Origin of the sequence: Corynebacterium sp. AOP36-E1-14 (genome assembly GCF_052377495.1) — a bacterium.
In the GTDB taxonomy this organism is placed as follows: Bacteria; Actinomycetota; Actinomycetes; order Mycobacteriales; family Mycobacteriaceae; genus Corynebacterium.
Map to the genome: position 1 here is coordinate 90,360 of NZ_JBQSWV010000002.1, position 24,903 is coordinate 115,262.

The 24,903-nt window shown below is 68.0% G+C and carries 26 protein-coding genes and 1 pseudogene; 12 read left to right on the forward strand and 15 right to left on the reverse strand.

Features of this window, described 5'->3' with window-relative positions; genetic code table 11:
* Positions 1-90: 90 nt before the first annotated feature.
* The 5 genes and pseudogenes from ACT3TD_RS01595 (at position 91) to ACT3TD_RS01615 (ending at position 4,732) form a co-directional block, all read left to right on the forward strand.
* Positions 91-998 (forward strand): annotated as a pseudogene (locus ACT3TD_RS01595) (SDR family oxidoreductase).
* A gap of 28 nt (positions 999-1,026) precedes the next feature.
* Positions 1,027-2,091 carry a baeRF2 domain-containing protein gene (locus ACT3TD_RS01600; RefSeq protein ID WP_301442426.1) on the forward strand — a complete coding sequence of 355 codons (1,065 nt, stop codon included), beginning with the start codon at positions 1,027-1,029 and terminating at the stop codon, positions 2,089-2,091.
* Positions 2,088-3,209: an FUSC family protein gene (locus tag ACT3TD_RS01605; protein WP_301442425.1), complete on the forward strand. Its 1,122-nt coding sequence runs from the start codon at positions 2,088-2,090 to the stop codon at positions 3,207-3,209. The genes ACT3TD_RS01600 and ACT3TD_RS01605 overlap by 4 nt, the downstream gene beginning before the upstream one ends.
* Positions 3,210-3,331: 122 nt before the next feature.
* Entirely contained in the window at positions 3,332-3,967 is a 636-nt protein-coding gene (locus ACT3TD_RS01610) for an Ltp family lipoprotein (protein ID WP_301442424.1), read from the forward strand.
* Between the two features lie 105 nt (positions 3,968-4,072).
* Positions 4,073-4,732, forward strand: a complete 660-nt coding sequence (locus ACT3TD_RS01615) for a YdcF family protein (protein WP_301442423.1) — start codon at positions 4,073-4,075, stop codon at positions 4,730-4,732.
* A gap of 13 nt (positions 4,733-4,745) precedes the next feature.
* On the opposite strand, the gene ACT3TD_RS01620 is transcribed toward ACT3TD_RS01615, so the two are convergent.
* The 3 genes from ACT3TD_RS01620 to ACT3TD_RS01630 form a co-directional block, all read right to left on the reverse strand.
* On the reverse strand, positions 4,746-5,117 hold the full coding sequence (locus ACT3TD_RS01620) for a hypothetical protein (protein WP_301442422.1): 372 nt from the start codon (positions 5,115-5,117) through the stop codon (positions 4,746-4,748).
* Complete coding sequence (locus tag ACT3TD_RS01625; RefSeq protein ID WP_301442421.1) at positions 5,101-6,654, reverse strand: DHA2 family efflux MFS transporter permease subunit; 1,554 nt, start codon at positions 6,652-6,654, stop codon at positions 5,101-5,103. The genes ACT3TD_RS01620 and ACT3TD_RS01625 overlap by 17 nt, the downstream gene beginning before the upstream one ends.
* 272 nt (positions 6,655-6,926) lie before the next feature.
* The gene (locus ACT3TD_RS01630; RefSeq protein ID WP_301442420.1) at positions 6,927-7,778 is read right to left on the reverse strand and encodes a PspA/IM30 family protein; all 852 of its coding nucleotides are present in this window, start codon (positions 7,776-7,778) and stop codon (positions 6,927-6,929) included.
* 132 nt (positions 7,779-7,910) lie between these two features.
* On the opposite strand from ACT3TD_RS01630, the gene ACT3TD_RS01635 reads away from it, so the two are divergent.
* On the forward strand, positions 7,911-8,984 hold the full coding sequence (locus ACT3TD_RS01635; RefSeq protein WP_301442419.1) for an NAD(P)-dependent alcohol dehydrogenase: 1,074 nt from the start codon (positions 7,911-7,913) through the stop codon (positions 8,982-8,984).
* A 25-nt stretch (positions 8,985-9,009) separates the two neighbouring features.
* On the opposite strand, the gene trxA is transcribed toward ACT3TD_RS01635, so the two are convergent.
* Positions 9,010-9,378: a thioredoxin gene (gene trxA, locus ACT3TD_RS01640; RefSeq protein WP_301442418.1), complete on the reverse strand. Its 369-nt coding sequence runs from the start codon at positions 9,376-9,378 to the stop codon at positions 9,010-9,012.
* A 186-nt stretch (positions 9,379-9,564) separates the two neighbouring features.
* Between trxA and ACT3TD_RS01645 the strand changes: the two genes are divergently transcribed.
* On the forward strand, positions 9,565-10,056 hold the full coding sequence (locus ACT3TD_RS01645) for a hotdog fold domain-containing protein (RefSeq protein WP_301442417.1): 492 nt from the start codon (positions 9,565-9,567) through the stop codon (positions 10,054-10,056).
* On the opposite strand, the gene ACT3TD_RS01650 is transcribed toward ACT3TD_RS01645, so the two are convergent.
* From ACT3TD_RS01650 to ACT3TD_RS01660, 3 genes are read right to left on the reverse strand one after another with little or no spacing between them, the layout of a single operon-like run.
* A complete protein-coding gene (locus ACT3TD_RS01650) occupies positions 10,057-10,431 on the reverse strand; it encodes a fluoride efflux transporter FluC (protein WP_301442416.1) in 375 nt (124 codons plus the stop codon). It lies immediately after the preceding gene.
* Entirely contained in the window at positions 10,428-10,880 is a 453-nt protein-coding gene (locus ACT3TD_RS01655) for a CrcB family protein (protein WP_301442415.1), read from the reverse strand. Before ACT3TD_RS01655 ends, ACT3TD_RS01650 begins: the two co-directional genes overlap by 4 nt.
* 40 nt (positions 10,881-10,920) lie before the next feature.
* Entirely contained in the window at positions 10,921-11,466 is a 546-nt protein-coding gene (locus ACT3TD_RS01660; RefSeq protein ID WP_301442414.1) for a YceI family protein, read from the reverse strand.
* Between the two features lie 96 nt (positions 11,467-11,562).
* Between ACT3TD_RS01660 and ACT3TD_RS01665 the strand changes: the two genes are divergently transcribed.
* Positions 11,563-12,036, forward strand: coding sequence for a MarR family winged helix-turn-helix transcriptional regulator (locus tag ACT3TD_RS01665; RefSeq protein WP_301442413.1), 474 nt, complete (start codon positions 11,563-11,565; stop codon positions 12,034-12,036).
* A 9-nt stretch (positions 12,037-12,045) separates the two neighbouring features.
* Here the strand turns inward: ACT3TD_RS01665 and dnaB are convergent, their stop codons facing one another.
* The 7 genes from dnaB to ACT3TD_RS01700 form a co-directional block, all read right to left on the reverse strand.
* Positions 12,046-13,581: a replicative DNA helicase gene (dnaB, locus tag ACT3TD_RS01670; protein ID WP_301442412.1), complete on the reverse strand. Its 1,536-nt coding sequence runs from the start codon at positions 13,579-13,581 to the stop codon at positions 12,046-12,048.
* Positions 13,582-14,276: 695 nt separating this feature from the next.
* Positions 14,277-14,732 (reverse strand): 50S ribosomal protein L9, encoded by a 456-nt coding sequence (rplI, locus tag ACT3TD_RS01675; protein WP_301442411.1) that lies wholly within the window; start codon positions 14,730-14,732, stop codon positions 14,277-14,279.
* Positions 14,733-14,795: 63 nt separating this feature from the next.
* On the reverse strand, positions 14,796-15,425 hold the full coding sequence (locus ACT3TD_RS01680; protein ID WP_301442410.1) for a single-stranded DNA-binding protein: 630 nt from the start codon (positions 15,423-15,425) through the stop codon (positions 14,796-14,798).
* Between the two features lie 69 nt (positions 15,426-15,494).
* Positions 15,495-15,794, reverse strand: coding sequence for a 30S ribosomal protein S6 (gene rpsF / locus ACT3TD_RS01685; protein WP_301442409.1), 300 nt, complete (start codon positions 15,792-15,794; stop codon positions 15,495-15,497).
* Positions 15,795-15,905: 111 nt separating this feature from the next.
* On the reverse strand, positions 15,906-16,100 hold the full coding sequence (locus tag ACT3TD_RS01690; protein ID WP_301442408.1) for a hypothetical protein: 195 nt from the start codon (positions 16,098-16,100) through the stop codon (positions 15,906-15,908).
* Entirely contained in the window at positions 16,100-18,238 is a 2,139-nt protein-coding gene (locus tag ACT3TD_RS01695) for a transglycosylase domain-containing protein (protein ID WP_444614753.1), read from the reverse strand. The genes ACT3TD_RS01690 and ACT3TD_RS01695 overlap by 1 nt, the downstream gene beginning before the upstream one ends.
* A complete protein-coding gene (locus ACT3TD_RS01700) occupies positions 18,235-18,699 on the reverse strand; it encodes a DUF5318 family protein (RefSeq protein ID WP_301443055.1) in 465 nt (154 codons plus the stop codon). Before ACT3TD_RS01700 ends, ACT3TD_RS01695 begins: the two co-directional genes overlap by 4 nt.
* A gap of 143 nt (positions 18,700-18,842) precedes the next feature.
* Here ACT3TD_RS01700 and ACT3TD_RS01705 point away from each other — a divergent pair, with 143 nt between their 5' ends.
* The 4 genes from ACT3TD_RS01705 (at position 18,843) to ACT3TD_RS01720 (ending at position 21,881) form a co-directional block, all read left to right on the forward strand.
* Positions 18,843-19,949, forward strand: a complete 1,107-nt coding sequence (locus ACT3TD_RS01705) for an inositol-3-phosphate synthase (protein ID WP_301443056.1) — start codon at positions 18,843-18,845, stop codon at positions 19,947-19,949.
* Between the two features lie 127 nt (positions 19,950-20,076).
* The gene (locus tag ACT3TD_RS01710; RefSeq protein ID WP_301443057.1) at positions 20,077-20,529 is read left to right on the forward strand and encodes a MarR family winged helix-turn-helix transcriptional regulator; all 453 of its coding nucleotides are present in this window, start codon (positions 20,077-20,079) and stop codon (positions 20,527-20,529) included.
* A 3-nt stretch (positions 20,530-20,532) separates the two neighbouring features.
* Complete coding sequence (locus tag ACT3TD_RS01715; protein WP_301443058.1) at positions 20,533-21,489, forward strand: universal stress protein; 957 nt, start codon at positions 20,533-20,535, stop codon at positions 21,487-21,489.
* Between the two features lie 38 nt (positions 21,490-21,527).
* Positions 21,528-21,881, forward strand: coding sequence for a hypothetical protein (locus ACT3TD_RS01720; RefSeq protein WP_301443059.1), 354 nt, complete (start codon positions 21,528-21,530; stop codon positions 21,879-21,881).
* A gap of 169 nt (positions 21,882-22,050) precedes the next feature.
* On the opposite strand, the gene leuS is transcribed toward ACT3TD_RS01720, so the two are convergent.
* The gene (gene leuS / locus ACT3TD_RS01725) at positions 22,051-24,903 is read right to left on the reverse strand and encodes a leucine--tRNA ligase (RefSeq protein WP_301443060.1); all 2,853 of its coding nucleotides are present in this window, start codon (positions 24,901-24,903) and stop codon (positions 22,051-22,053) included.

The window sequence follows — 24,903 nt, forward strand, 5'->3', positions numbered from 1 at the left end:
GCACGCTCCCCTCGCGGGGCCACCCCTCCGGGTGGCCCCGCTTTGTGCTGTTCAAGATGCAGGTAGGGTCGTGGGACTTTGGAACGACAGATGGGAGTACGAACCATGACCGACCAACTCACGTTCACCAACCCCGTCACCCGCCACCCCAGGATCGAGCCGCCGAAGCAGCATCAGCCCGAACCCGGACTGGACGCCGACCTCGTCCCCGCCGCCGACATCGGCGCCACGGGCTACCGCGGCACCGGACGCCTGGAGGGCCGTAAGGCGCTGGTCACCGGCGCCGACTCCGGCATCGGTGCGGCCACCGCCGTCGCCTTCGCCCGCGAGGGTGCCGACGTCGCCCTGGCGTACCTCCCCGAGGAGGAGCAGGACGCCCGGCGCGTCGCCGACCTCGTCGAGGCCGAGGGGCGTCGCGCCGTCCTGCTGCCCGGCGACCTGGGCGACAAGGCGTACTGCACCGACCTCGTGGAACAGGCCGTGGCCGGCCTCGGCGGGCTGGACGCCCTGGTGAACAACGCCGGACGCCAGATCACCGTGCCCTCCTTCGAGGAGGTCACCGACGAGCAGTGGACGAGGACGTACGACGTGAACGTCCACGCCATGGTCCGGGTGACCAGGGCGGCGCTGCCGCACCTCGGGCCCGGGGCGACGATCGTGAACTCCACGTCGATCCAGGCCTACGACCCCTCGGACCACATCATGGACTACGCCTCGACCAAGGCGGCGATCAACAACCTCACCAAGAGTCTGGCCACCCAGCTGGCCCCGAAGGGGATCCGCGTCAACGCCGTGGCCCCGGGGCCGGTGTGGACGCCGCTGCAGGTCTCCGACGGCCAGCCGCAGGACGCGTTGCCGGGCTTCGGCCACGGACCCCGCTGGGACGCTCCGGCCAACCGGTCGAGCTCGCACCCGCCTACGTGTTCCTGACCTCGCAGGAGTCCAGTTACGTGGTCGGTTCCACCATCCACGTCAACGGCGGACAGATGACCCCGTGACGCACAACCACACGAAAGGACCCGAACGATGAAACTCGACACAGTCCGCGGCCTCAGCGATGCGCAGGGCCCCTTCGCGACCCTCTACCTGGAGGGACGTGCCGCCTCCGAGGACGCGGCGAATGAACTACGCCTGCGGTGGGACGCCCAGCGTTCCTCGCTCGCCGACGACGGTGCCGGAGAGGAGACGCTCGCCGCGATCGACGACGCCCTGTCCACCCCCGACGCCACCGAGGTGCAGACCGACGGTCGCGTGATCGTCGCACACCCGGGCGGTGTCCTGCTCGACGAGGCGTGGGACGCCCGCGCCGGCACCGGCGACGACTCCGCCTTCGGCGACATCCCCGAACTGTCCGCCTACGTGCGTGAACGTGCACGCGCGGTGCGCGTCCTGCTCGCCGTCGTCGACCAGACGGGTGCCGTGGTCCGGCGCCTCGTGGCCACCGAGGACCGCAACCTCGACGAGAGCGGTCACGACGTCGTCGACGCCAGCAGCGACGAGCCCGTCCGCAAGCCCCGGCAAGGGGCGTTGTCACACAACCAGATCCAGCGCCGCGCCGACGAGGCCGTCAAGCAGAACGCCCGTGGCGTCGCCGACCACCTGGAGGCCACGGCACGCGCCTGGCGTCCGGACGTCCTGGTGCTGGCCGGTGAGACGCAGGGGCGCGCCGCCGTACGCGGCGAACTGGGCACCGAACTCGCCGCGACCGTGCAGGAGACCGACGAGGGCGGACTCACCGAGGCGTCCGGCGACAACGCCGGCGAGGCCCTCGACCGTGCCGTCGGCACCATCGCCAGCGACGTCGCCGCAGGCCACGCCCTGGCACAGACCGAACGTTTCGAGGAGGCACGGGCCCGCGGCCGCACCGCCGAGGGCGTGCACGCCGTGCTCCAGGCCGCAGGCATGGGCGCGGTGGAGACACTGCTGCTCAACTACGACGTCCCGACCACCGGGGAGAGCGAGATCGTGGTCAGCTGCGCGCAGGTCGACGCCGACGCCGCCCTGATCGACGCGGAGGTCACCGACGGCATCGCCGCCGTCCTGCGCTTCGAGGCACCCGAGGAACTGGGAAGCTCGGAGTTGAACGGATGACCCAGGACGAGCCGGGCTTCGTCACCCGGCTCTGGAGACAGTTCACCAGCCCGGAAGGCTCCACGGCCGCACTGCAGATCGCCAAGTGCGTGATCGCCGCGACCGGGGCCTGGTGGATCTCGGTGACCTTCCTCGACACCAGCTTCCCCTTCCTCGCCCCGTGGGTGGCGCTGCTGACCATCGACGCGACCGCCTACCGCACCCTGTCGCGCGGGGTGCAGTCCACGATCGCCTCGCTGCTGGGCATCGGCGTGGCCTTCCTCGTCGGCCACCTGCTCGGCGTCTCCGTGTGGACGTACGCCCTGGCGCTGCTGGTGGGGCTGGTGCTGGCGCGTCTGCCGTGGATCCGCGACGAGGGTGTCACGGTCGCGACCATGTCGATCTTCATCCTCAGCGACGGTTTCTCCGAGCAGCAACAGCAGTTCGGCGACCGCATGATGGAGATCGCGGTGGGCATCGTCGTCGGTGTGGTGGTGAACCTGCTGGTCCTGCCCCCGCTGCGGGACCGTCAGGCGTCGCGCTACGTGGACAGCGTGAACCGCCGGATGGGCTCGGTGCTGGAGAACATGGGCGAGGAGTTCGCCTCGTCCTGGGACACCGACCACGCCGACGACTGGATCCGGGAGACCGACTCGATCAACGAGGAGCTCAACTCCGCCTGGTCGGTGGTGCGGTTCGCCCGGGAGAGCCGGCGCGCCAACCCGCGGTCCTACCTGGACCAGCTACGCCGGGCCCGCGCCCGCGGGCAGCAGACCCCCGACCCGGAGGACGCCAGCTGGGAGGACATCCTGCGGCGCGCCGGTGAAGGCGTCTCGCACCTGCGCAACCTCGCCCGGACGCTGCGTGAGGCGTCCTACGCCGACGGTGAGTGGGACACCCGCTTCCGTGAGGAGTGGGCCTCGGTCGCGCGCGACTCCGGACGGGCCGTGGCCAACCCGGACGCCGAGGTCGAGCCCCTGTCAACGCGCCTGGAGAACCTCACCGAGCAGCTCTCGAACGACGAGAACCTGCCGACCATCCACTGGCCGGTGTACGGCACGATGATCACCGGCCTGCAGCACATCGTGGAGATCGTGGACGACGTGGCCTCCTCGCGGCAGGCCCGCGCGCCCAGCTGAGGCCGCCGCGTGTTCGACACCTTTGTTCGAACACCGAAATTTTCACGTCCGTGGCCGGTGCGATGATCTGTCCAGTCCTTCGAGGAGAGGACGCCCCCACCGAGACAGAGAGACGTTTCACCGTGACCACGAACTTTCAGCCCCAGCCGTTCCAGCCCGAGCCCTTCCAGCCTGAGCAGCCCGCCAAGAAGCCCTTCTACAAGAGGATCTGGTTCATCGCCCTCGCCGTGGTCCTGGTGATCGGCGTGGCCGTGGCCGTCACCGGTGAGGACGACGAGACCGCCACCGCAGGCGCCACCGAGACCACCGAGGTGACCCCGGTCGCGGAGGAGCCGTTGGTCGACGAGGTGGTCGACGAGGCCGCCGCACAGGAAGCCGCACAGGAAGCCGAGGAACCCGTCGTGGAGGAGGCGGTCGAGGAGGACACCGCACAGGACGCCGGTGGGGACGTCCCGCGCGAGTACAGCTCGGCACTGCGTAAGGCGACGACGTACTCAGACATGATGCACATGTCCAAGGCCGGCGTCTTCGACCAGCTGACCTCGGAGTACGGCGAGGGGTTCTCCGCGGAGGCCGCCCAGTACGCCGTGGACAACGTGGAGGCCGACTGGAACGCCAACGCCCTGGAGAAGGCGCGGACCTACCAGGACACCATGGCGATGTCCCCGACCATGATCCACGAGCAGCTCGTGTCCGAGTACGGCGAGAAGTTCACCGTCGAGGAGGCGGACTACGCCCTGGCGAACCTGGAGCGGTAGCTCCCTCCTGGAGTTCGGGGGTTTCGGCTCGCGGCGAGAGCAGTTATGCTTTCAGCACTATTGAGCGCCCGGCGCCCAATCCCCGATCTCGCAAGGAGTCCAGCTGTGCCGTCCCACCACCACCGCCCCGTGCGGGGCCGAGGGCTCGTCGCCACCGGCCTCGCCGCCGCCCTGACCGCAGGAGCCGTCGGTGCCGCCCCGGCGTTCGCCGACCCCGGCCTCCCCGGCTCAGGCACGGGGTCCGCCGGCGGCTCGGTGTCTGGTTCGGTATCGGTGGTGGACGACCTCGTCGCCGACGCCAAGCAGCAGGTCTACAACATCACCGACTCCGAGTTCGTTCGCACTCCCCTGGCGAACGAGATCCTCGGGCGCACCGCCGCCCCGGTGGTGGTCCTGGGCGCGCAGCTGCAGGACGACTGCTCGGCACCGCCGGTCCTCGAGGACCGGCTGGACGCCGCGGCACGGCTGCTGAAGGACCACCCGGAGAACCCGGCGATCCTCACCGGCGGAGTCACCGTCGAGGACTGCCCGAGCGAGGCGGCCGTCATGGAGGCCGGCCTGGAGGACCGCGGTGTCGACAACGACATCATCCTCGAGGAGGACTCGTGGAACACCCTGCAGAACGTGGAGAACACCGCCGGGACGATCGAGAAACTCGGTGGGACCACGATCGTGGTGACCTCCGACCCGCACTACCTGCGCGCGCTGAAGAACTACCGTGACGCTGGCCTGCGCGCCTTCGGCTACGTCGGCGGCGTGGGCTGACCGTCGCCCCCCGTCAGTCCAGCATCTCCACGGTGACACGGTCCTCCGACACCAGGCAGCGGAACTGCATGCCGTCGTCCCGTGCCCCGTGGGTCACCTCGACGCCCTCGACGTGCTCGCTGAACACCTGCCCGTCGACGACCCACCGGTCGGCGTCCGTGTCCGGTCGGGCGTCCCACAGGTCGAGCTCGGCGTCCTGCCCGAAACCGGTCTCCCAGCGGACCTCCTCACCGCAGTGTTCCCGTGCCCCGGACTCCCCCAGCCCGCCGGCGAGCGTCTGGTAGCTCTGCAGGAACCACCACAACGCCACAACGCCGACCACCGCGACCAGGGCGATCACGGTGACGGCGGTGAGGACGACCCGGCGGTCAGGCGTCCCGGGCATCCTCGGCCCCAGCCGGCGAACCGGCCGACGACTCGGCCGTGTCCTTGCCCATGTCCCGCGCGTCGATGCGCAGCACCAGGGCCAGGACGAACACAAGCACGGCGATGCCCGCGCCAAAGAAGAACGCGATGTGGACACCGTCCACCAGGGCACCCACCGGATCACCCGCGGACGATCGCGAGGAGCCGATGCCCATCACGGCGATGAACAGCGCGGTACCCGCCGCGGCGGCGAGCTGCTGCAGCGTGTTCAGGATCGCCGAACCGTGGGAGGAGATCTTGTCCGGCACGGCGGCAAGCGCGTTCGACATCAGCGGGGTCATCATCAGCGACAGCCCGATGTTCAGCACCACCGCGACTGCGGCGAGGTACCAGAACGTCTTGTTCTCGTCGAGCATCAGCAGCATGACCATCGCGGCGACCAGCAGGGCACCGCCCGGGATGATCAGGGGCCGGGTACCCACGCGGTCGTAGAGACGTCCGACGATCGGGCCCATCGCACCCATGATGATGCCGCCCGGCAGCGTGACCAGGCCGGTCTGCAGCTCAGACAGGCCCAGCACGGTCTGCCCGAAGATCGGCATGATGATGATGAAGCCGAACAGCGAACCGAAGGACAGCAGCATCAGTGCCATCGACAGGATGAACTCGCGGATGCGCAGGGGCTCGGTGTTCATCAGGGGGGCGCGGTGCTCCCCTGCTGCCTGGGCGCGCATCAGCATGCCCTGACGACGGAAGAAGACGGTCAGGACCAACGCGCCGACGACCAGGCAGACCACGGCGACGGTCGGGAAGCCCTCGGCCGCCGCAGACAGGCCGGACAGGCCGTAGATCGTCGCGGCGAAACCGACCGCGGACAGACCCACGGACAGCAGGTCGAACGGCGGGCGGCTGGGCTCCTGGAAGTTGCGGATCTGCCAGACACCCATCAGCAGTGCGAGCACGGCCAGCGGGATCATGACGATGAAGATCCAGCGCCAGTTCAGCAGCTCCAGGATGAGGCCGGCGAACGTGGGGCCGAGGGCCGGGCCCACGGCGATGACGATGGTCACCAGGCCGAAGACCGAGCCGCGGCGCTCCACCGGGATCAGGATCATGATGGTCGTCATCAGCAAGGGCATGATCAGGGCGGTGCCGGCAGCCTGGAGGACGCGTCCCACCAGCAGGATGGCGAACGCCGGGGCCGCGGCGGCGAGGACGGTGCCGGCGAGGAACAGCGACAGGGCGATGATGTAGATCGCCCGCAGTGTCAGCCTCTGCATCAGGTAACCGGTGGTCGGGATGACGACCGCCATGGTCAGCATGAACACCGTCGTCAACCACTGGGCGACGTCCTCGGTGATGTCGAACTCACGCATCAGCGTGGGCAGTGCGTTCGACAGGGCGGTCTCGTTGAGAATCGCCACGAAGGCCGCGGCCACGAGGATGCCGATGAGCAGCCCGACGTTCACGCCCTCGTTGGCGGGACGGGTGCCCGTGTTCTGCGCCGCGGACGGGGCTCCTGAGTCTGGTCCTGAATGTGGATCGGTGTGTGCCATGGGGTTCCTCCCGGGGTACTGCACGACGAGGCCTCACACAGGTGGTGTGGGATCCGTCGTCGGTGGGCTGCGGCGGCGAATCACACGCCACAGCACTCTGCACGGGTCATAAGGCAAGCAAAAAGACCCCCTTGCGATCGGAGGTCTCGTATGCGTTATCCGGGACGTCGGGCTCTGTGGCGACGAAATACACCGCACCCGTGCACTAGCCCTGCCATCTTAGAGGGGGTCGGGGACCCGTGCAACCTGGGTCTGACCACACATGACGTAGGTCAGCGTTCGGTCGTGGAACCGTCCGTGGCCTCGGCGTCGGACGGCTCGGACGCCTCGGATGCGGCGTCCTCGATGCTCTTCGCGTCACCCTCCCCGGAACCCTCTCCGGGGGTGATTTCTCCGGCGGACCCGCCGCCGAGCTCCGCACGGATCTGCTCCAGACGCGAGGCCGCGGCCATGTCGCGCCCACTGGTCTCGATCTCGGCCATGCGCCCGCGCACACTGTTCTCGGTGAGCTCCTGGGCGCCGAGCGCGTTGGCGTAACGCGACTCGATCTTGTCGCGGACGCTGTCGAGCGTGGGCACACTGTCGTCGGCCTGGATACCCTGCATCGACTCCAGCGCCTGGTTGGAGCTCTCCTGCATCTTCGCCTGGTCGACCTGGGCGCGCAGCTGGTCGATCTGGCCCATCTGCTCCTTGAGCCGGACCTCCGACTGCTTCTGCTGCTGCTGTGCCTGCTCCGCGGCCTGGGTGGCCTGGGCGTGCATCTTCTTGGTGTCCTCGATCTCCTGCTCCACGGTGACGAGCTGGGTGGCGAAGATCTCCGCGGTGTTGGTGTACTCGCCGGCGGCGGCGGAGTCCCCCTCGGACGTGGCCTTGTCGGCCTGCTGGAGGGCGGTGCGCGCGTTGTTCTGCAGCTTCTCCTGGTCCTTGACCAGCCGGTTCAGGGTCATCTCCAGCTGGTTTCGGTTGCCGATGATCCGGGCGGCGGACTCGGTGACCTCACGGTGCTGCTTCTTCGCCGCCTCGGTGGCCTGCTGGATCTGGACCTTCGGGTCGGCGTTCTCCTCGATGGTGGTGTCGAGGGACTGCATCAGGTACTTCCAACCCTTCGAGAAGGGATTCGCCATGGCGGCACTCCTAACGTTGTCTTCCGCGGTCTTCACTGTCTTCGTTGTCTTCGCACGGCGCGTGTCCGGTCCATCCCCAGCATAAAGGGTTTTCCGTCTGTCCGTCCCGAAGGACGGTTACCATCGGTGACCATGACTACAACCGCCGCCTGCATCGAAGCCACCTCCGCCGGGGCCGACCTCACGAAGGGCACCGTCACCCGCCGCGACCTGCGCGCGGACGACTGCCTGCTCGAGATCCGCTGGTCCGGCATCTGCCACTCCGACATCCACACCGTCAACGGGGACTGGCCCCACGAGAACTTCCCCCTGTCACCCGGACACGAGATCATCGGCACCGTCCTGGAGACCGGTGCCGACGTCACGAAGTTCGCCGTCGGCGACATCGTCGGCATCGGCTGCATGGTCGACTCCTGCGGCGAGTGCGCGTCCTGCGCCGACGGTGAGGAGAACTACTGTCTCGAGGGCCTGACCGGCACCTACAACGGTGTCGACCGGCACGACGGCAGCATCACCCAGGGCGGCTACTCCACCCACATCGTGTGCCGCGACGACTTCCTCATCCGCATCCCCGAGCTCCCCGGCGGCATCGACGGCGACACCATGGCCGCGATGACCCCGCTGCTCTGCGCCGGCATCACCACCTACTCCCCCCTGAAGCACTGGGGCGTGGGCCCCGGGTCCCGCGTCGCGGTGGTGGGCATGGGCGGACTCGGCCACGTGGCCGTGAAGATCGCCGTCGCCCTCGGCGCCGAGGTCACCGTCTTCTCCCACGGCCTGTCGAAGAAGGAGGACGGCCTGAAGTTCGGCGCGTCCTCCTACGTCGCGACCGGCGGGGACGCCGCCGACACCTTCCACAAGGACCACGCCGACGAGTTCGACCTGATCCTGAACACCGTCTCCGCCGTCCTGCCGATCCACCGCTACATCAGCATGCTTGCCGTGGACGGCACCCTGGTCATGCTCGGTCTCCCCCCGGAGGGCATGAACATCCGCACCGGCCAGCTCGCCGGACGGCGGCGCAGCGTCGCCGGCTCCAACATCGGCGGCATCGCCGAGACCCAGGAGATGATCGACTTCTGCGCCGAACACGGCATCACCGCCGACATCGAGCTGGTCTCCGCCGACAACGTCAACGAAGCCTACCGGCGCGTCCTGGGGTCACAGGTGCGCTACCGCGCCGTCGTCGACGCCCGCACCATCTGAGCGGACGGACCGGCGGGAGGTACCGCTAGCCGTTCTGCTGCTGCTCGGCGACCTTCTGGCGAACGTCGTCCATGTCCAGGCCCTCGACCTCGGTGATCAGGTCGGTAAGGGCCTTGGGCGGCAGCGCGCCGGCCTCGCGGTAGACCAGGATGCCGTCACGGAACGCCATCAGCGTGGGGATCGACTGGATCTGCAGTGCGGCGGCGATGTCCTGGTTCGCCTCGGTGTCGATCTTGCCGAAGGTGTAGTCCGGGTACTTCTCGGACACGTTCTCGTAGACCGGGCCGAAACGCTTGCAGGGACCGCACCATTCGGCCCAGAAGTCGAGCAGCACGATGCCGTCGCCCTGGATGGTGTCCTGGAAGTTCTCGTTCGTGATCGTGGTGGTGGCCATTGCCGTACCTTCCTTACTGACGCGTGTCTGTCGTCGAATCTGTCTACACGGGTTCAACGTCACGTGCGGCGGGACGTATTCCCCGGCGTGGGTTCACCGCCCCACGGTACCGGGGACCGCGACGTGGCGTCACGGCTCCGGTCAACCGCCTGCGGCGGCCCCGGCGTTCCGATAATGTCTGGGAACATGACTACACACGCCACCGGCACCTACAAGCTGTGGAAGAAGCTCAACGGCAGCGCACCGGGCCGCGGGCTCTTCTCCCTCGGGTTCAGCCTGAAGGCACCCTACTTCCGCACCGTCTTCCCGCGTATCCGCGTGGCCGAGCCCGGACGAGCCGTGGTCCGTATCGGTGACTGGTGGGGCGTGCGCAACCACATCGGCACCTACCACGTCATCGCCGCGCTCAACGGGGCGGAGGCGGCCATGGGAATGCTCTGCGAGTCCAGCGTCCCCACCACGCACCGGTGGCTGCCGCGCGGCATGCGCGCCGACTACCCCGCCAAGTCCTCCGGCGGGCTCACCGTGACCGCCACCGCGGACTTCCCCGACTTCTCCACCATCACCCGTGAGACCGGCGGACAGCTCGTGACCGTGGACATCGCGCTGATCGACGACGCCGGCAACGAGCCCGTCCACGCCCAGATCGACGTGTGGGTGTCAGCGAAGAAGGGCTGATCACCAGTCCGTGAGCCAGTGGCCGAGCAGGAAGGCCACCACGGCCAGGACCGCCATGGCCACCACCGACACCACCGCCGGCAGCACGCGGCCGCCACGCAGCAACCCCACCGCGTCCACCGAGGCACTGGAGAAGGTGGTGAAACCGCCGCAGAGTCCGGTGCCCACCAGGGCGATCAGCCACCAGCTGTCGCTCAGTCCGTAGAGCGCACCCAGCGCCAACGAGCCGGCGGTGTTGACCACCAGCAGCCCGAGGAGCAGGTCGCCGCGGGAGCGACGCGAGATCGCCGCGTCCAACCGCCACCGCAGCCACGCCCCGGACCCGCCGCCGAGGGCGACGAGCAATGCCGCGACGAGGGACACCTCCCCGGTCATGCCGCCGCCCTCCCCTCACCGGGCACGAGGCGTTCCCCGCACCACAGCCCCGCGCGGGCGAGCAGCAGCCCCAGGACGACCGTGCCGACCAGGTAGACGACCGGCCCGAGCAGGCCCCCGGCGTCCTGTACGGTCGCCGCGGCGATCGCCGAGTAGGACGTGAACCCGCCGAGCAGGCCGGTGCCGAGCGTGAGCCGCAGGCGCTCGCGACGCCCGGGGGCGCCGTTGCGTCCGACGTCCCGGACGAACGGCAGCGCCCCGACGAGCATGCCCATGACGAAGGCCCCTACCTGGTTCACGACCAGGAGGGGCCACAGGGATCCGGTCACACCGGTGTCCACGGTGAACGTCCACCGCAGGAACGCGCCCGCCGCTCCCCCGGCGAAGACGAGGAGGCCGGCGGTGCGCGCACCGTGGCCCGAGGTCGGGCCGGACGTCACAGAAGTCATGTCCGCGATGCTAGGCCACCGCGGACGATTCGTCAGGCGGTCACGCGTTCTTCGTGGCCGAGACGTCGAAGTTCAGCTTGATCTTCTCGGAGACCAGCACGCCGTCGCTCTTCAGGGGGGCGTTCCAGGTCAGGCCGAAGTCGCTGCGGTTGATCTCGGTGGAACCCTCGAAGCCCACGCGGCTGTTGCCCCAGGGATCGGTGACCTCGCCGTCGAACTCGAAGTCCACGGTGACCGACTTGGTGACGTCCTTGATGGTGAGGTCACCGGTGACCAGGAGGTGGTCGTCGCCCTCGGCCTCGACCCCGGTGGAGGTGAAGGTGATCGTGGGGTAGGTCTCCACGTCGAAGAAGTCCGCGGACTTCACGTGGCCGTCGCGGTCGGCGTTGCGGGTGTCCAGCGAACCGGCCTGGATCTCCACGGAGATCGAGGCATTGCCCAGCCCCTCCTCCGTGGTGGCGGAACCGGTGAAGTCGGTGAAGGAACCGCGGACCTTGGTGACCATCGCGTGACGGGCGGTGAAGCCGATCTCGGAGTGTGCCGGGTCGATGGTGTAGCTGCCGGCGAAGTCGTTGACGCTGCTCATGATGATTTTCTCCTTGGTGGGGTGCGTTACGGACGCCAGCGTAGGCCGATGTAGTTGATGTGTCAACTACCCGCCGATTGTGGTTCAATGGTCACCATGACGAACGGCAAGACCGCACCGACCGCCCCCTGGCTCTCCGAGTCCGAACAGCACCTGTGGCGCTCGTGGCTGTCCGTGGCACGGCGCATGGACTCCGCACTGGCACGTGACCTGCAACGCGACACCGGCCTGTCCATGGCCGACTACGAGGTACTGGTGAACCTGTCCGAGGCCCCCGAGCACAAGATGCGCATGGCGCTGCTCGCCGACCGGCTGACCTGGGACCGTTCACGCCTCTCCCACCAGATCACCCGCATGATGAACCGGGGCCTGCTGGCGAAGGAGACCTGCAACTCCGACGGACGCGGCGCCTTCGTCGTGCTCACCGACCAGGGCCTGTCCACCATCCGCGATGCCGCCCCGTCCCACGTCGCCTCGGTGCGGCGTCTCATGTTCGACGTACTCAGCGACGAGCAGGCCGAGACCCTGGACGGGATCCTGAGCACCCTCGCCGGCCAGTTCGAGGAGTAGTCCGGCCCCCTAGACTCCCCTGCTCAGGTCGGAGAACTTCGAGTAGTGCAGCTGGTGGGCGACCTGCACGGTGCCGATCGGACCACCACGGTGCTTCGCCAGGATCAGGTCGGCCTCGCCAGCACGCTCATGGTCACGGTTCTGCGCGTCCGGACGGTTGATCAGCAGCACGATGTCGGCGTCCTGCTCCAGCGAACCGGACTCACGCAGGTCGGACACGCGCGGCAACGCGTCGTCGCCACGGGACTCCACACCACGGTTCAGCTGCGAGATCGCGACCAGGGGGACGTCGACCTCCTTGGCCAGCAGCTTCAGCTGACGGGAGAACTCCGACACCTCCTGCTGACGTGACTCGACCTTCTTGCCCGAACTCATCAGCTGCAGGTAGTCGACCACGATGAGCCCCAGGTCGTGCTTCTGCTTGAGCCGGCGGGCCTTCGCCCGGATCTCCGTCATCGTGAGGTTCGGCGAGTCGTCGATGTAGATCGGGGCGTTCTCGATCGCGGTGACCCGCTGGGTCAGCTTGTCCCACTGCGAGTCGACCATCTTGCCGCCGCGCATCACGGACAACGGCACCTCCGCCTCCGCGGAGAACACGCGCATCATCACCTCGGACTTGCTCATCTCCAGCGAGAACAGCACCGAGGCACGGTTCTGCTGGACCGACACCGAGCGCATGAAGTCCATGGCCAGCGTGGACTTGCCCACACCGGGACGGGCCGCGACGATGATCATCTGCCCGCCACGCAGGCCGTTGGTCATCTCGTCGAGCTCGCTGAACCCGGTCATCACACCCTCGCCCTGACCGTCCCCGTTTTCCAGGGCGTCCAGTTCGTCCATGGTGGACTCCAGCAGGTCCTGGAGCACCATGTAGTCCTCCGAGGCGGACTCGTTGGTGATGTTGAACATCTCCTGCTGCGCGCGGTCCACCACGCTCTCCAGCTCGTTGCCCTCCAGGCCGGAGTAGCCGTACTGCACGATCCTCGTGCCGGCGGACACCAGGCGGCGCAGGACGGCCTTCTCCGAGACCAGGTCGGCGTAGTAGCCCGCGTTCGCCGCGGTGGGCACCTTCGACGACAGCTCGTGCAGGTACGGAGCCCCGCCCACGCTGTCCAGGATGGCGTTGTTGTCCAGACGCCCGGCGAGGATCACCGGGTCGACCTCCATGCCCTCGCCGTACAGCTCGAGCATCGTCTCGTAGATCGTCCGGTGGGCGGGACGGTAGAAGTCGTCCGGACGCAGCCGCTCGACGACGTCGGCGATGGCGTCCTTGCTCAGCATCATGCCGCCGAGGACGCCCATCTCCGCCTCGGTGTTCTGCGGCATCTGCCGCGGCTCGGCGAAGGCGCCCCCCTCGTTGGACGCTCCGCCGCGGCGGCGGTAGCCGCCCTGTCCCCCTCCCTGTCCTCCTCCCGGGGCGCTGCCACGCCCCGCGCCCGGGGCGTCCTGCGTTGCAGGCCCGTCCCACTGGTCGGGCTCCGGCGGCAGCGGCACGGCCCCTGCGTCGTCGGCGAAACTGTCGCGTGCCCGCTCCGGTGTACTCATGCCCATGATTCTAACCCCCTCAGGCGACATTCCCCGAGGGCGTGCTCCGACCTGTGCACAACGCCCACGGACGCCCACGTGGGGGCGGTGGCGGGACCGTCTCCACAGAGTTGTCCACAGGCCGTGTGGATCACTTGTGCACTGAATGTGCACCTGTGGGGGAATTGCCTGTTGGCCCTGTGGACAACTTGTGGACAAGGATTGCGCTGACCTGCGAGTATTCGCGTTCATGCCGGTCACAGGGCTCTTGGTCCGCATTATGGCCGTCGACTTCCAGTGGACAACTCCGGTTGCCGCAGGCCAGCGGAGCGCCTCAGAGCATAACCCGAGGTCAGCGCGATGGCCGATGGGGCCATATTTAGCACATGTTTCGACCAAGTTATCCACAGTTGTCCACAGGGCCCGGAAGTCCTGTGCACAATCCCCGCGGTCCGTCGTGCGGGTCGTCCCGGGAACCGCCCCCACCGGCCCCGGACATGCCGAAGGGCCCGTCGACCGGTCGTGACGACCGGGCGCGGGCCCTTCAGACTGTGCTGTTGTCTTACAGATGGTGGCGTTCGTCGCCTGAGCCGCGGGGAAGCCAGGATGTCGCGGACACGGGAACCGGGTGTCTAAGCCGGCGAACCCCGGGTGTCTAGGCCGGGGGTGTCCACAGATCCTCTCGGGGCTTCTGCAGCGCTGTGGCGAGCGGAGAACTACTTCTCTGCGACGACCTTGAAGTTCAGCGACGCGACAACCTGCGAGTGCAGCTTCACGTCGACGTTGTAGGAACCGGTCGCCTTGACGTCACCCTGATCGAGGACGATGGAGCGCTTGTCGAGATCGCGTCCGCCGGCAGCCTTCACGGCGGCGGCGACGTCCTCGGCGGTGACAGAGCCGAACAGCTTGCCCTTGTCCGAGGTGCGCACGGTGACCGTGACGTTGTTCAGGCGGTCGATCTCGTCCTTGACCTCGCGAGCGTGGTCCAGGTCGCGGATGACCTTGTCCTGCTGTGCACGGCGGATGTTCTCCACCTGACGCTCAGCGCCACGGGTGGCGGTGATGGCGTAGCCGCGCGGCAGCAGGAAGTTGCGTCCGTAGCCGGCCTTGACCTCGACGATGTCACCAGGGACACCGAGGTTGTCGACGGCGGCGGTGAGGATCAGCTTCATGATCCGTAGCCTTTCATGGTTTCGGTAGATCCGGGAGGATCTGGGGTTGACTCACACGACAGATCAGAACGGCGGTTCGTCGCCGCCGTCGAAACCGGACTGCGGAGCGGAGTTCCACGGGTCATCGTCCGACGCGGCGTTACGCCCGCCGAACCCACCCTGGCCACCGGCGTTACCGCCGCCGTAGCCCTGGTTGGGTTGACCACCCTGGTTTCCCTGCTGACCACCGAAACCACCCTGGCCACGGTTACCACCGAAGCCACCCTGGTTACCGGCCTGGCCGCCGCCCTGCGGGGCCTGCTGGCCACCGAAGTTCCCACCCTGACGGGGGGTCTTGGTGACCTGGGTCGTGGCGTACTTCAGGGACGGGCCGACCTCGTCGGCCTCGACCTCGAACACGGTGCGCTTCTCGCCCTCGCGGGTCTCGTAGGAGCGCTGCCGCAGACGGCCGTTGACGATGACCCGGTCACCCTTGGTGAGCGAGTTCGCCACGTTCTCGGCCGCCTGGCGCCACACGTTGCATTGGAGGAACAGCGCTTCGCCGTCCACCCACTGGTTCGACTGGGAATCATACCGGCGCGGCGTGGAGGCCACTCGGAAGTTCGCGACGGCGGATCCGCTGGGGGTGTACCTCAGCTCGGGGTCCGCGACGAGATTTCCGACGACGGTGATCGGGGTGTCTCCCTGTGCCATGTCAGTTTCTCCTGTCAGTCTGTGTCAGTCGGTGTCGGTTCGACGTTGATGCAGATGTCGTGAAGACGCCTACTTGGCGTCCTTGCGCAGAACCTTCGTGCGCATGATGATCTCGTTCAGGTTCAGAACGCGGTCGAGCTCCTGGACGGTGGCCGACTCACAGTTCAGGTCGACGACAGCGTAGATGCCCTCTTCCTGCTTGTTGATCGGGTACTCCAGGCGACGCTTGCCCCAGATATCAACCTTGTCGACCGTACCGTTCTCCTTGCGGACCGTCTCGAGGAACTTGTCCAGGGACGGGGAAACGGTGCGCTCATCCTGTGACGGGTCGATGATAATCATCATCTCGTATTGACGCACGGACCTCATCACCTCCTGTGGTCTAGTGTTTTTTCGGCCGTATCCGGGAATGGATGCGGCAGGAGGGTTCGTTGCGTCAGCAACCTGCTCAGGATACACGCCACACCCTGTTTGCCCAAGTCAGGCTGGGCCCGCCGTGGCCCAGAACACGGCGATCAACACCGGGATCAGGGTGATGAACACGATCGCGGCGCCGAACAACCCCCACACCACCGCAGGACGGCGCTTCGCCATGAAGCTGGCGAAGGATCCGCCGAACAGGAGGAACCCGATGAAGACGCTGCCCATGGTGACCAGCAGCTCGGTGCTGGTCATCAGAGGTTGTTGAGGAAGTCGTCGATCATCCGGCCGATGTCGGTGTCCTGGCCGTCGCCGGTACCCGTGCCACCGCCGCTCTCCGGTGCGGTGTCGGCGGAGTCCTCGTCGTCGCCGCCGCCGGTGCCCGCGGAGGCCTCGTCACCCGCGGAGGACTCGCCGCCACCGGTTCCCGAGGAACCGGCCTGCGGGTCCTGGACGACCGGGACGGAGCCGTCGAACTGCTCGATCGGCTCGTTCACGAGCGCCTCGTCCATGTAGCCCTGCCAGATGTCCGACGGCGACTGCGAGCCGTACATCGAACCGCCGTAGCGTGCGTCGACCAGGGGCTGGCCGTCGGTGTCGCCGATCCACACGGCCGTCGCCAGCTGCGGCGTCGAACCGATCATCCAGGCGTCCTTGTTCTGCCCGGTGTCGCCCAGCTGGGCGGTACCGGTCTTCGCCGCGCTGGGACGACCACCGGCGAGGGAGTGGTTGTTGGAGTAGGCGGCGATCGGGCCCATGGCCGCGATCACCTCGTCGGCGACCTCGGGCTGGACGACCTGGGTGGACTCCATGTTCGTGTTGTCCAGCAGCATCTCGTCCTCGGAGGTCTCGACCTTCCAGACGAAGTGGGCGGGGATGTACTGACCGTGGTTGGTCAGGGTCGCCAGCGCCGACGCCATGTCGATCGGACGGGACTGGTACTGCCCCAGGGTGATGCCCTCGTACGGCGTGTCACCGTTCTCGCGGAGCGTCTCGCCGATGCCCGGCAGCTCCTCGGCGACACCGAGGCGGTGCGCCATGTCCGCGACGTCCTGCGGACCGTTGTCCAGGTCGCGGGCCACGCGGATGAAGGAGGTGTTGAGGGAGCGCTTGAGCGCCTCTGCCATCGAGCAGCTACCGCAGGACGCACCCTCCACGTTGTTCACCTCGGTCGCGCCGGTGGTGACGGGGGAGGAGTCGTAGTTCGTCGAGGTGGGGATGCCCTGCTCGACCGCGGCTGCCATGGTGAAGATCTTGAAGGTCGAACCGGTCTGCAGACCCGCGTTCGCCCAGTCGAGTCCCGTGGGGTCGTCGCCACCGTAGTAGGCGCGCACACCACCGGTGTTCGGGTCGATCGAGACGCCGGCCGAACGCACGGTGTCGGCCTGCGCCTCCATCGCGCTGTGCACGTTCTCCACCATCGCGCTCTGGTGGTTGGCGTCGATCGTCGTGGTGATCTTCAGCCCGCCGGTGTTCACGGCCTCCTCGGTGATGCCGTTGGCGTTGAGCTCGGCGAGCACCTGGCTCTTGATCAGACCGTTGGTGCCCTCCGCCACGGAACCGGAGTCCACCTGGGCGGGGTCGATGACCTCGGGGGAGACCATCTCGTCGCGTTCCTGCTGGGAGATGGTGTCCATGTTGACCAGGCCGTCGGCGACGTAGTTCCACCGCTCCTCGGCCTCGGGACGGTTGGTCCACGGGTCCAGCTGGCTGGGCCGCTGGATCGACGCGGCGAGCACCGCACCCTCGGCGGGGGAGAGCTCCTGGATCGGCTTGTTGAAGTAGGCGCGCGACGCCGCGGAGATGCCGTAGGCGTTGCGTCCGAAGTAGATGGTGTTGAGGTAGGCCTCGAGGATCTCGTCCTTCGACCACTCGCGCGACATCTTCGACGAGATCACCAGCTCCTTGCCCTTACGGACCAGGCTGCGCTCGTCACCGACGACGGCGTTCTTCACGTACTGCTGCGTGATGGTGGAACCACCGCCGGCGTCCTCACCGGTGAGCTGGCCGAGGGCGGCACGCCCGAAGCCGGTGACGGAGAAGCCGGGGTTGTCGTAGAAGTCGCGGTCCTCCGCGGCGAGGACGGCGTCCCGCACGTGCTCCGGGATCTCCTCGATGTCCACGTTCTGGCGGTTGCCCTCCGGCGGGACGATACGCGCCAGCTCGGTGGTGCCGTCGTTGGCGAAGATCTGGGAGATCTGGTTGTTCACCAGCTCCTCGGGCTGCGGCACCTTCGTCACCGAGTAGGCGGCGAAGAACGTCACCAGCGGTACCACGATGAGCACGGCCAGGACTGCCGCCACGGAGGCGAAGAGACGGCCCCACACCGGCTTGCGTGTGCGGGTGCGCTGACGCTTCGTGGAGTCGTTGGGGGTGGTCGAGTCGTTAGTCACGTGGCTGTTCTCTCCGTACTGGAATTACCGGCACCGTACATGTCTTCCCTGATCAGATGGTTCCATCCGCAGCGCAGGCAGACCTCCACCGTGTGGACGGCCACCCCGCTCCCGGATCCTCCGGCAGGGTCCGCGTCGGCACGGTCCTTAGCAGACCGCGCGACGCCGTCAGGAAACAGGGTAGCGAGGATAGCGCTGATCTCCGAAAGACTACGCGCCGTTCCGGACTTTTCCCCCATTGCCGCACCGTGGACCCACATGCTCTCGCGCAGATCCTCGGCACCGCAGACCGGGCACGGCCGGCCGGCACGTACGCCGAGGACCTCGGCGGAGGACCGCAGGCCCCGGTCGGCGTCGCAGACGTCGGCGCGACGACGTTCGCCGCGACGCAGGGCGCGGAGCGTCCTACGGCGGTCCAGGTCGTGGGAGACGGTGTGGACGGGCTGCACGGTGGTCGACATGATGGGGCCATCCTATCCCGTGCCGCGGACACGGCGTGCCCGACGAGGTGAATCGGTCAAGACCCGGTGTTGACCGGTCAAGTACCACTGCATCCCACGTCAGGCAGTGTTTTTCCCGAGCGGCAGGGCTAACGTCCGGACCCATGAGTTCTCAGGACACCAACACCATCAAGCTGGCCATCGCCGGCATCGGCAACTGCGCGACATCCCTGCTCCAGGGCCTCGAGTTCTACAAGGACACCCCCGACGACGACACCGTCCCCGGGCTCATGCACGTCCGCTTCGGCGACTACCACGTGCGTGACATCGAACTGGTCGCCGCCTACGACGTGGACGCCGACAAGGTCGGCAAGGACGTCGCCGCTGCCACCGAGTCCGGCCAGAACTGCACGATCAAGATCTGCGACCTCCCGGAACTGGGCATCACCGTGCGCCGCGGCCACACCGCCGACGGCCTCGGCAAGTACTACCGCGAGACCATCGAGGAGTCGGCCGAGCCGGACGCCACCCACGACGAGGTCGTCGCGCACCTGCGCGAGACCGGCGCGGACGTCCTCGTGTCCTACCTGCCGGTCGGCTCCGACGAGGCCGACAAGTTCTACGCCCAGTGCGCCATCGACGCCGGCGTCGCCTTCGTCAACGCCCTGCCGGTCTTCATCGCCAGCGACCCGGAGTGGGCGAAGAAGTTCGAGGACGCCGGCGTCCCGATCGTCGGCGACGACATCAAGAGCCAGGTCGGCGCGACGATCACCCACCGCGTCCTCGCCCGGCTCTTCGAGGAGCGCGGCGTGACCGTCGACCGCACCTACCAGCTCAACGTCGGCGGCAACATGGACTTCAAGAACATGCTCGAACGCGACCGGCTCGAGTCCAAGAAGGTGTCCAAGACCCAGGCGGTGACGTCGAACCTCACCGGCGCGCTCGCCGGCAAGACCGACGACCGCAACGTGCACATCGGCCCGTCCGACTACGTCCAGTGGCTCGACGACCGCAAGTGGGCGTTCATCCGCCTGGAGGGCCGCGCCTTCGGCGACGCGCCGATCAGCCTGGAGTACAAGCTGGAGGTGTGGGACTCCCCGAACTCCGCCGGCATCATCATCGACGCCGTGCGCGCCGCCAAGATCGCCAAGGACCGTGGCCTGGGCGGACCCGTCGACCCCGCGTCCACCTACCTGATGAAATCCCCGCGTATCCAGCAGCCCGACGACCGGGGGCGTGCAGACCTCGAGACCTTTATCTCGCAGGGGTGACCACACCATTTCAGGGGTCCCCGGTAGCCCCTCTGACCTGCCCGGAGCTGAACATGTTAAGGAAGTTCACAAACCTAAAGGTGGTAGCAGTATACCTTTCGGATGCAAAGCACGGTAGGTTGGTGTCATGACAGCTACCCCGTCTGAAGTCGCGCAGCGCCTGCGGCCCGTCGTCACGCGAATGTACCTCCTGTACTTCCGCCAGACGACGCAGTCCAGCATCAGCACTGCACAACTCTCCATCATGATGAACCTCCAGACCCACGGTGCCCTGCGCATCAGCCAGATCGCCGACCTGGAGTCGATCCGGATGCCCACCGCATCCAACGCGATCAACCACCTCGAGTCGCTCGGCCTGGTGTCCCGCGTCCGCGACGTGAGCGACCGCCGCGGCGTGCGCGTGAAGCTCACGGACCTCGGCAGGACCGAGCTGACCCGCATCGGCGACGAGCGGGACAAGCAGATGGCGAACATCCTCTCGGTCCTCGAGCCCGACCAGCTGGAGCGTGTGGAGGACTTCATCCCCACGCTGGAGGCCGGCATGGAGGTCTTCGACTCCCGTCGCATGGGGGAGAAGTAGTCGGTGGATCCGCTGCGCGTGCTGCTGGCCTGGCGGCCGGACGGCGACCCCGACGGTGACTCGACGAGCACCGGTACCGACACCGCGTCCTTCGTCTCCTGGCTGTCCCGCACCGCCGAGATCAGCGTGAAGCCGGTCACGGTGATCCCCCGGATCTGGCCCGAAGGGGTCGACCGGGTGGATGCCGCAGACGCCGACGCCGTCCGCCGGTTCGAGGAATGGGCCGCGGCGGAGTCCACCGCGTGCCACGCGGCGGCCCGTACCGCCCTCACCGAGGCCGGGGTCCCGGAGTCGATGATCGACGACAGCGACGAGCTGCTCCACAGCCACTCCGAGACCACCGCACTGATCCGCTCCGCGGAGGAGTTCAGTGCCGACCTCATCGTGGTCGGGTCGCGCTTCGGCACCTCCGGTGGCCCCGTCGGCCGGTTCCGGGCCGGATCCACCACGGACGCGCTCCTGCACTGCGCCCCGCTGCCGGTGCTCACGGTCCCGCGCACCCCGACGTTGTCGAAGCACGGTGTCACCCGTGTCAGCTGCGCCTACGTGGACAACGAGCAGTCCCACCAGGCACTGCGCAAGGCCGCCGACCTCGCCTCCCGGTGGGGCGTGCCACTGCGCCTGGTCGCCTTCAGCCCGACCGGGGCGTCGATGTACCCCACCCTCACACCGTTCCCCGACGCCGCCGAGGCCGATGAACGCTGGCGTAACCAGGCGCTCGACATCCTGGGACGTGGCCGTGAACGTGCCGAGGAGCGTCACCCGGACCTGCGGGTCTCGGTGGAGGTCGGTTCCGGCCCCGGCTGGAGCGGCGCGATGGACGACGTGCACTGGAAGAAGGGCGAGATCCTGGTGGTCGGGTCCTCCGTGCTCGGCGCCTTCAACCGGGTCTTCATCGGACCGTCGACCAACCAGTTGCTGGCGCACTCGCCGGCACCGGTGCTGGTCAGTCCCGTCTGACGGGCCTCACCCCGTCAGGGACTAGACTTGGGGGCATCATGTCCGCTGAGCACACTAATTCCGGTTACCCCGAGAAGCCCGACCCCCTCGACCACCTCGAGGACCTGGACCGGCGCACGTCGGTGAAACAGGCTTGGCAGCTGGCGATCGCCTTCCCGGTGGTCACCATCCTCGCCTGGTTCGTCCTCGACCAGACGGTGGGGGACACCGCCGCGCGCATCATCCCCACGGTCATCGCCCTCTTCGGCCCGATCGTCGCGGGCCTCGTGGTGCTGCGCAAGTGGCGCCGCTACCAGTGGTGGCAGCCGTTCATGGGCACCCTGTGGTGGCTGATCCCGTTCTTCCTGATCATCTTCACCACGCTCCCGGTTCCCCTCATCACCAACCACTGAGCCACGGCCTCAGGCGCTCCCCAGGATCAGGGCAGCCAGGTTCGGAGTCGCCTGGATCAGAATAGTCGCCCGCCCAGGTAGCGAATCAGCCCGATTCGCTACCTGGGCGGGCGACTTTTCCGCATCGTGCCCGGGGGACCCCCAACCCCCGACCCCCCGAGCCGCGGGCCTACTTCGCCACGATGTTCACCATCTTGCCCGGCACCACGATGATCTTCGCCACGGTCTTGCCCTCCACGTGGGAGGCGACGTTCGGTTCCGCCAGCGCGGCGGCCTCCACGTCCTCGCGTGAGGCGTCGGCGGCCACGGTCACGCGGCCGCGCACCTTGCCCATGACCTGGACGGGCAGCTCCACGGTGTCGTCCACGAGCCACGCCTCGTCCCAGGACGGGAAGTCGGCGTGCGACAGGGAGGTGGAGTGGCCCAGCCGGGACCACATCTCCTCGGCGATGTGCGGGGCCACCGGCGCCATCATCAGCACCAGCGGTTCCACGGCGGCCCGCGGGACGGATGCCCCGGTGTAGGCCTTGGTCAGGTGGTTGACGTACTCGATGAGCTTGGCGACGGCGGTGTTGTCACGCAGGTTGGCGTAGTCGTCGTGCACACCGGCGACGGTGCGGTGCAGGGCCCGCTGGTCGTCGTCGGTGAGGGAGACGGTGTCACCGGCCACCGCGGACTCGCCGGTGGCCTCGTCGACCACGAGTCGCCAGGCGCGCTGCAGGAAGCGCTGCGCACCGACGACGTCCTTCGTCGCCCAGGGACGGGAGGTGTCCAGCGGACCCATCGACATCTCGTAGACGCGCAGGGTGTCGGCGCCGTAGTTGTCGCAGATCTCGTCGGGGGAGACGGCGTTCTTCAGGGACTTGCCCATCTTGCCGTACTCCTGGGTAACCTCCTCGCCGTTGAAGTAGAACGTGCCGTCCTTCTCCTCGACCTCGTCGGCGGGCACGTACACGCCGCGGGCGTCGGTGTAGGCGTAGGCCTGGATGTAGCCCTGGTTGTAGAGCCGGTGGTACGGCTCGTAGGACGAGACGTGGCCGAGGTCGAAGAGCACCTTGTGCCAGAAACGGCTGTAGAGCAGGTGCAGCACGGCGTGCTCGACGCCACCGACGTAGAGGTCCACGCCGCCGGACGGCGCACCCTCGCGCGGACCCGTCCAGTAGCGCTCGTTGTCGATGTCGACGAGCGCCTCGGAGTTCGTCGGGTCGATGTAGCGCAGCTGGTACCAGGAGGACCCGGCCCACTGGGGCATCACGTTGGTGTCGCGCCAGTAGGTCTGCTCGCCGTCGCCGAGGTCCAGGGTGACCTCGACCCATTCCTTGGCCTTGGCCAGCGGCGGCTGCGGCTCGGAGGAGGCGTCGTCGGGGTCGAAGCTGACGGGCTTGTAGTCCTCGACCTCGGGGAGCTCGACGGGCAGCATGGACTCGGGCAGCGCGTGGGCGACTCCGTCGGCGTCGTAGACGACGGGGAAGGGCTCGCCCCAGTAGCGCTGGCGGGCGAAGAGCCAGTCGCGCAGCTTGTACTGGATCTTCTCCTCGCCGAGGCCGCGGCCGGCGAGCCACTCGATGGTGGTCTCGATGGCGGCGGCCTTGTCCTGGCCGTTGAGGTCGAGGCCGTCGTCGTTGGCGGAGTTCACCAGCGTGCCGTCGCCGGTGTACGCGGCCTCTGTGACGGGGACGTCGCCGCCGGAGACGACCTCGGTGACGGGCAGGCCGAAGACGGTGGCGAACTCGTGGTCGCGCTCGTCGTGGCCGGGCACGGCCATGATCGCGCCGGTGCCGTAGCCGGTGAGCACGTAGTCGGCGATGAACACGGGGACCTGCGCGCCGTTGACCGGGTTGGTGGCGTAGGCGCCGGTGAAGACACCGGTCTTCTCCTTGCTCTCCTGGCGTTCCAGGTCGGTCTTGGCCGCGATCGCGGCCCGGTAGGACGCCACTGCGTCCGCCGGTGTCGCCGCGCCGTACGTCCAGCGCGGGTCGACGCCGTCGGCGTAGGACGCCCCGGCGACGAGCGCGTCGACGAGCTCGTGCTCGGGGGCGAGCACCATGTAGGACGCGCCGAAGAGCGTGTCGGGGCGGGTGGTGAACACGCGGATCCGGGCCTCGGACTTCGGCCCGGCCAGGGAGACGGCGAAGTCGACCTCGGCGCCGCGGGAGCGTCCGATCCAGTTGCGCTGCATGGACTTGACCTTGTCGGGCCAGTCGAGGTCCTCGAGGTCGTCGAGCAGGCGGTCGGAGTAGGCGGTGATGCGCATCATCCACTGCGACAGGCGCTTGCGGAACACGGGGAAGTTACCGCGCTCGGAGCGTCCGTCGGCGGTGACCTCCTCGTTGGCGAGCACGGTGCCGAGCCCGGGACACCAGTTCACGGTGGAGTTGGAGCGGTAGACCAGGCGGTGCGCGTCGAGTTCGGCTTGCTGCGCGGCGGCGTCCAGGTCGGCCCAGTCGTCCCGCTCGGCGGCGAGCTTCGCCTCGAGTTCGCTGATGGGGCGGGCCTTCTGGGCCTCCACGTCGAACCAGGAGTTGTAGATCTGCAGGAAGATCCACTGGGTCCAGCGGTAGAAGTCGGTGTCGGTGGTGGCGACCACGCGGCGGCGGTCGTGGCCCAGGCCGAGGCGTCCCAGCTGACGCTCCATGTTGTCGATGTTCGCGCTGGTGGTGGTGCGCGGGTGCGTGCCGGTCTGCACGGCGTACTGCTCGGCGGGCAGGCCGAAGGCGTCGTAGCCGAGGGTGTGCAGCACGTTGCGTCCGAGCATCCGGTTGAACCGGGCGTAGACGTCGGTGGCGATGTAGCCCAGCGGGTGGCCGACGTGCAGGCCCACGCCGGAGGGGTAGGGGAACATGTCCTGGACGAAGAGCTTCTCGGACCCCTGCAGGTCGGCGCCCTCCTCAGCGAGGTCGCCTACCGGGTTCGGCGCGTTGAAGGTGCCGTTGTCCCGCCAGTACCCCTGCCAGCGACTTTCGATGTCGCCGGCGAGTTGCGGGGTGTATCGGTGGGAGGTGGACTCGCTGGAGTTAGTCAT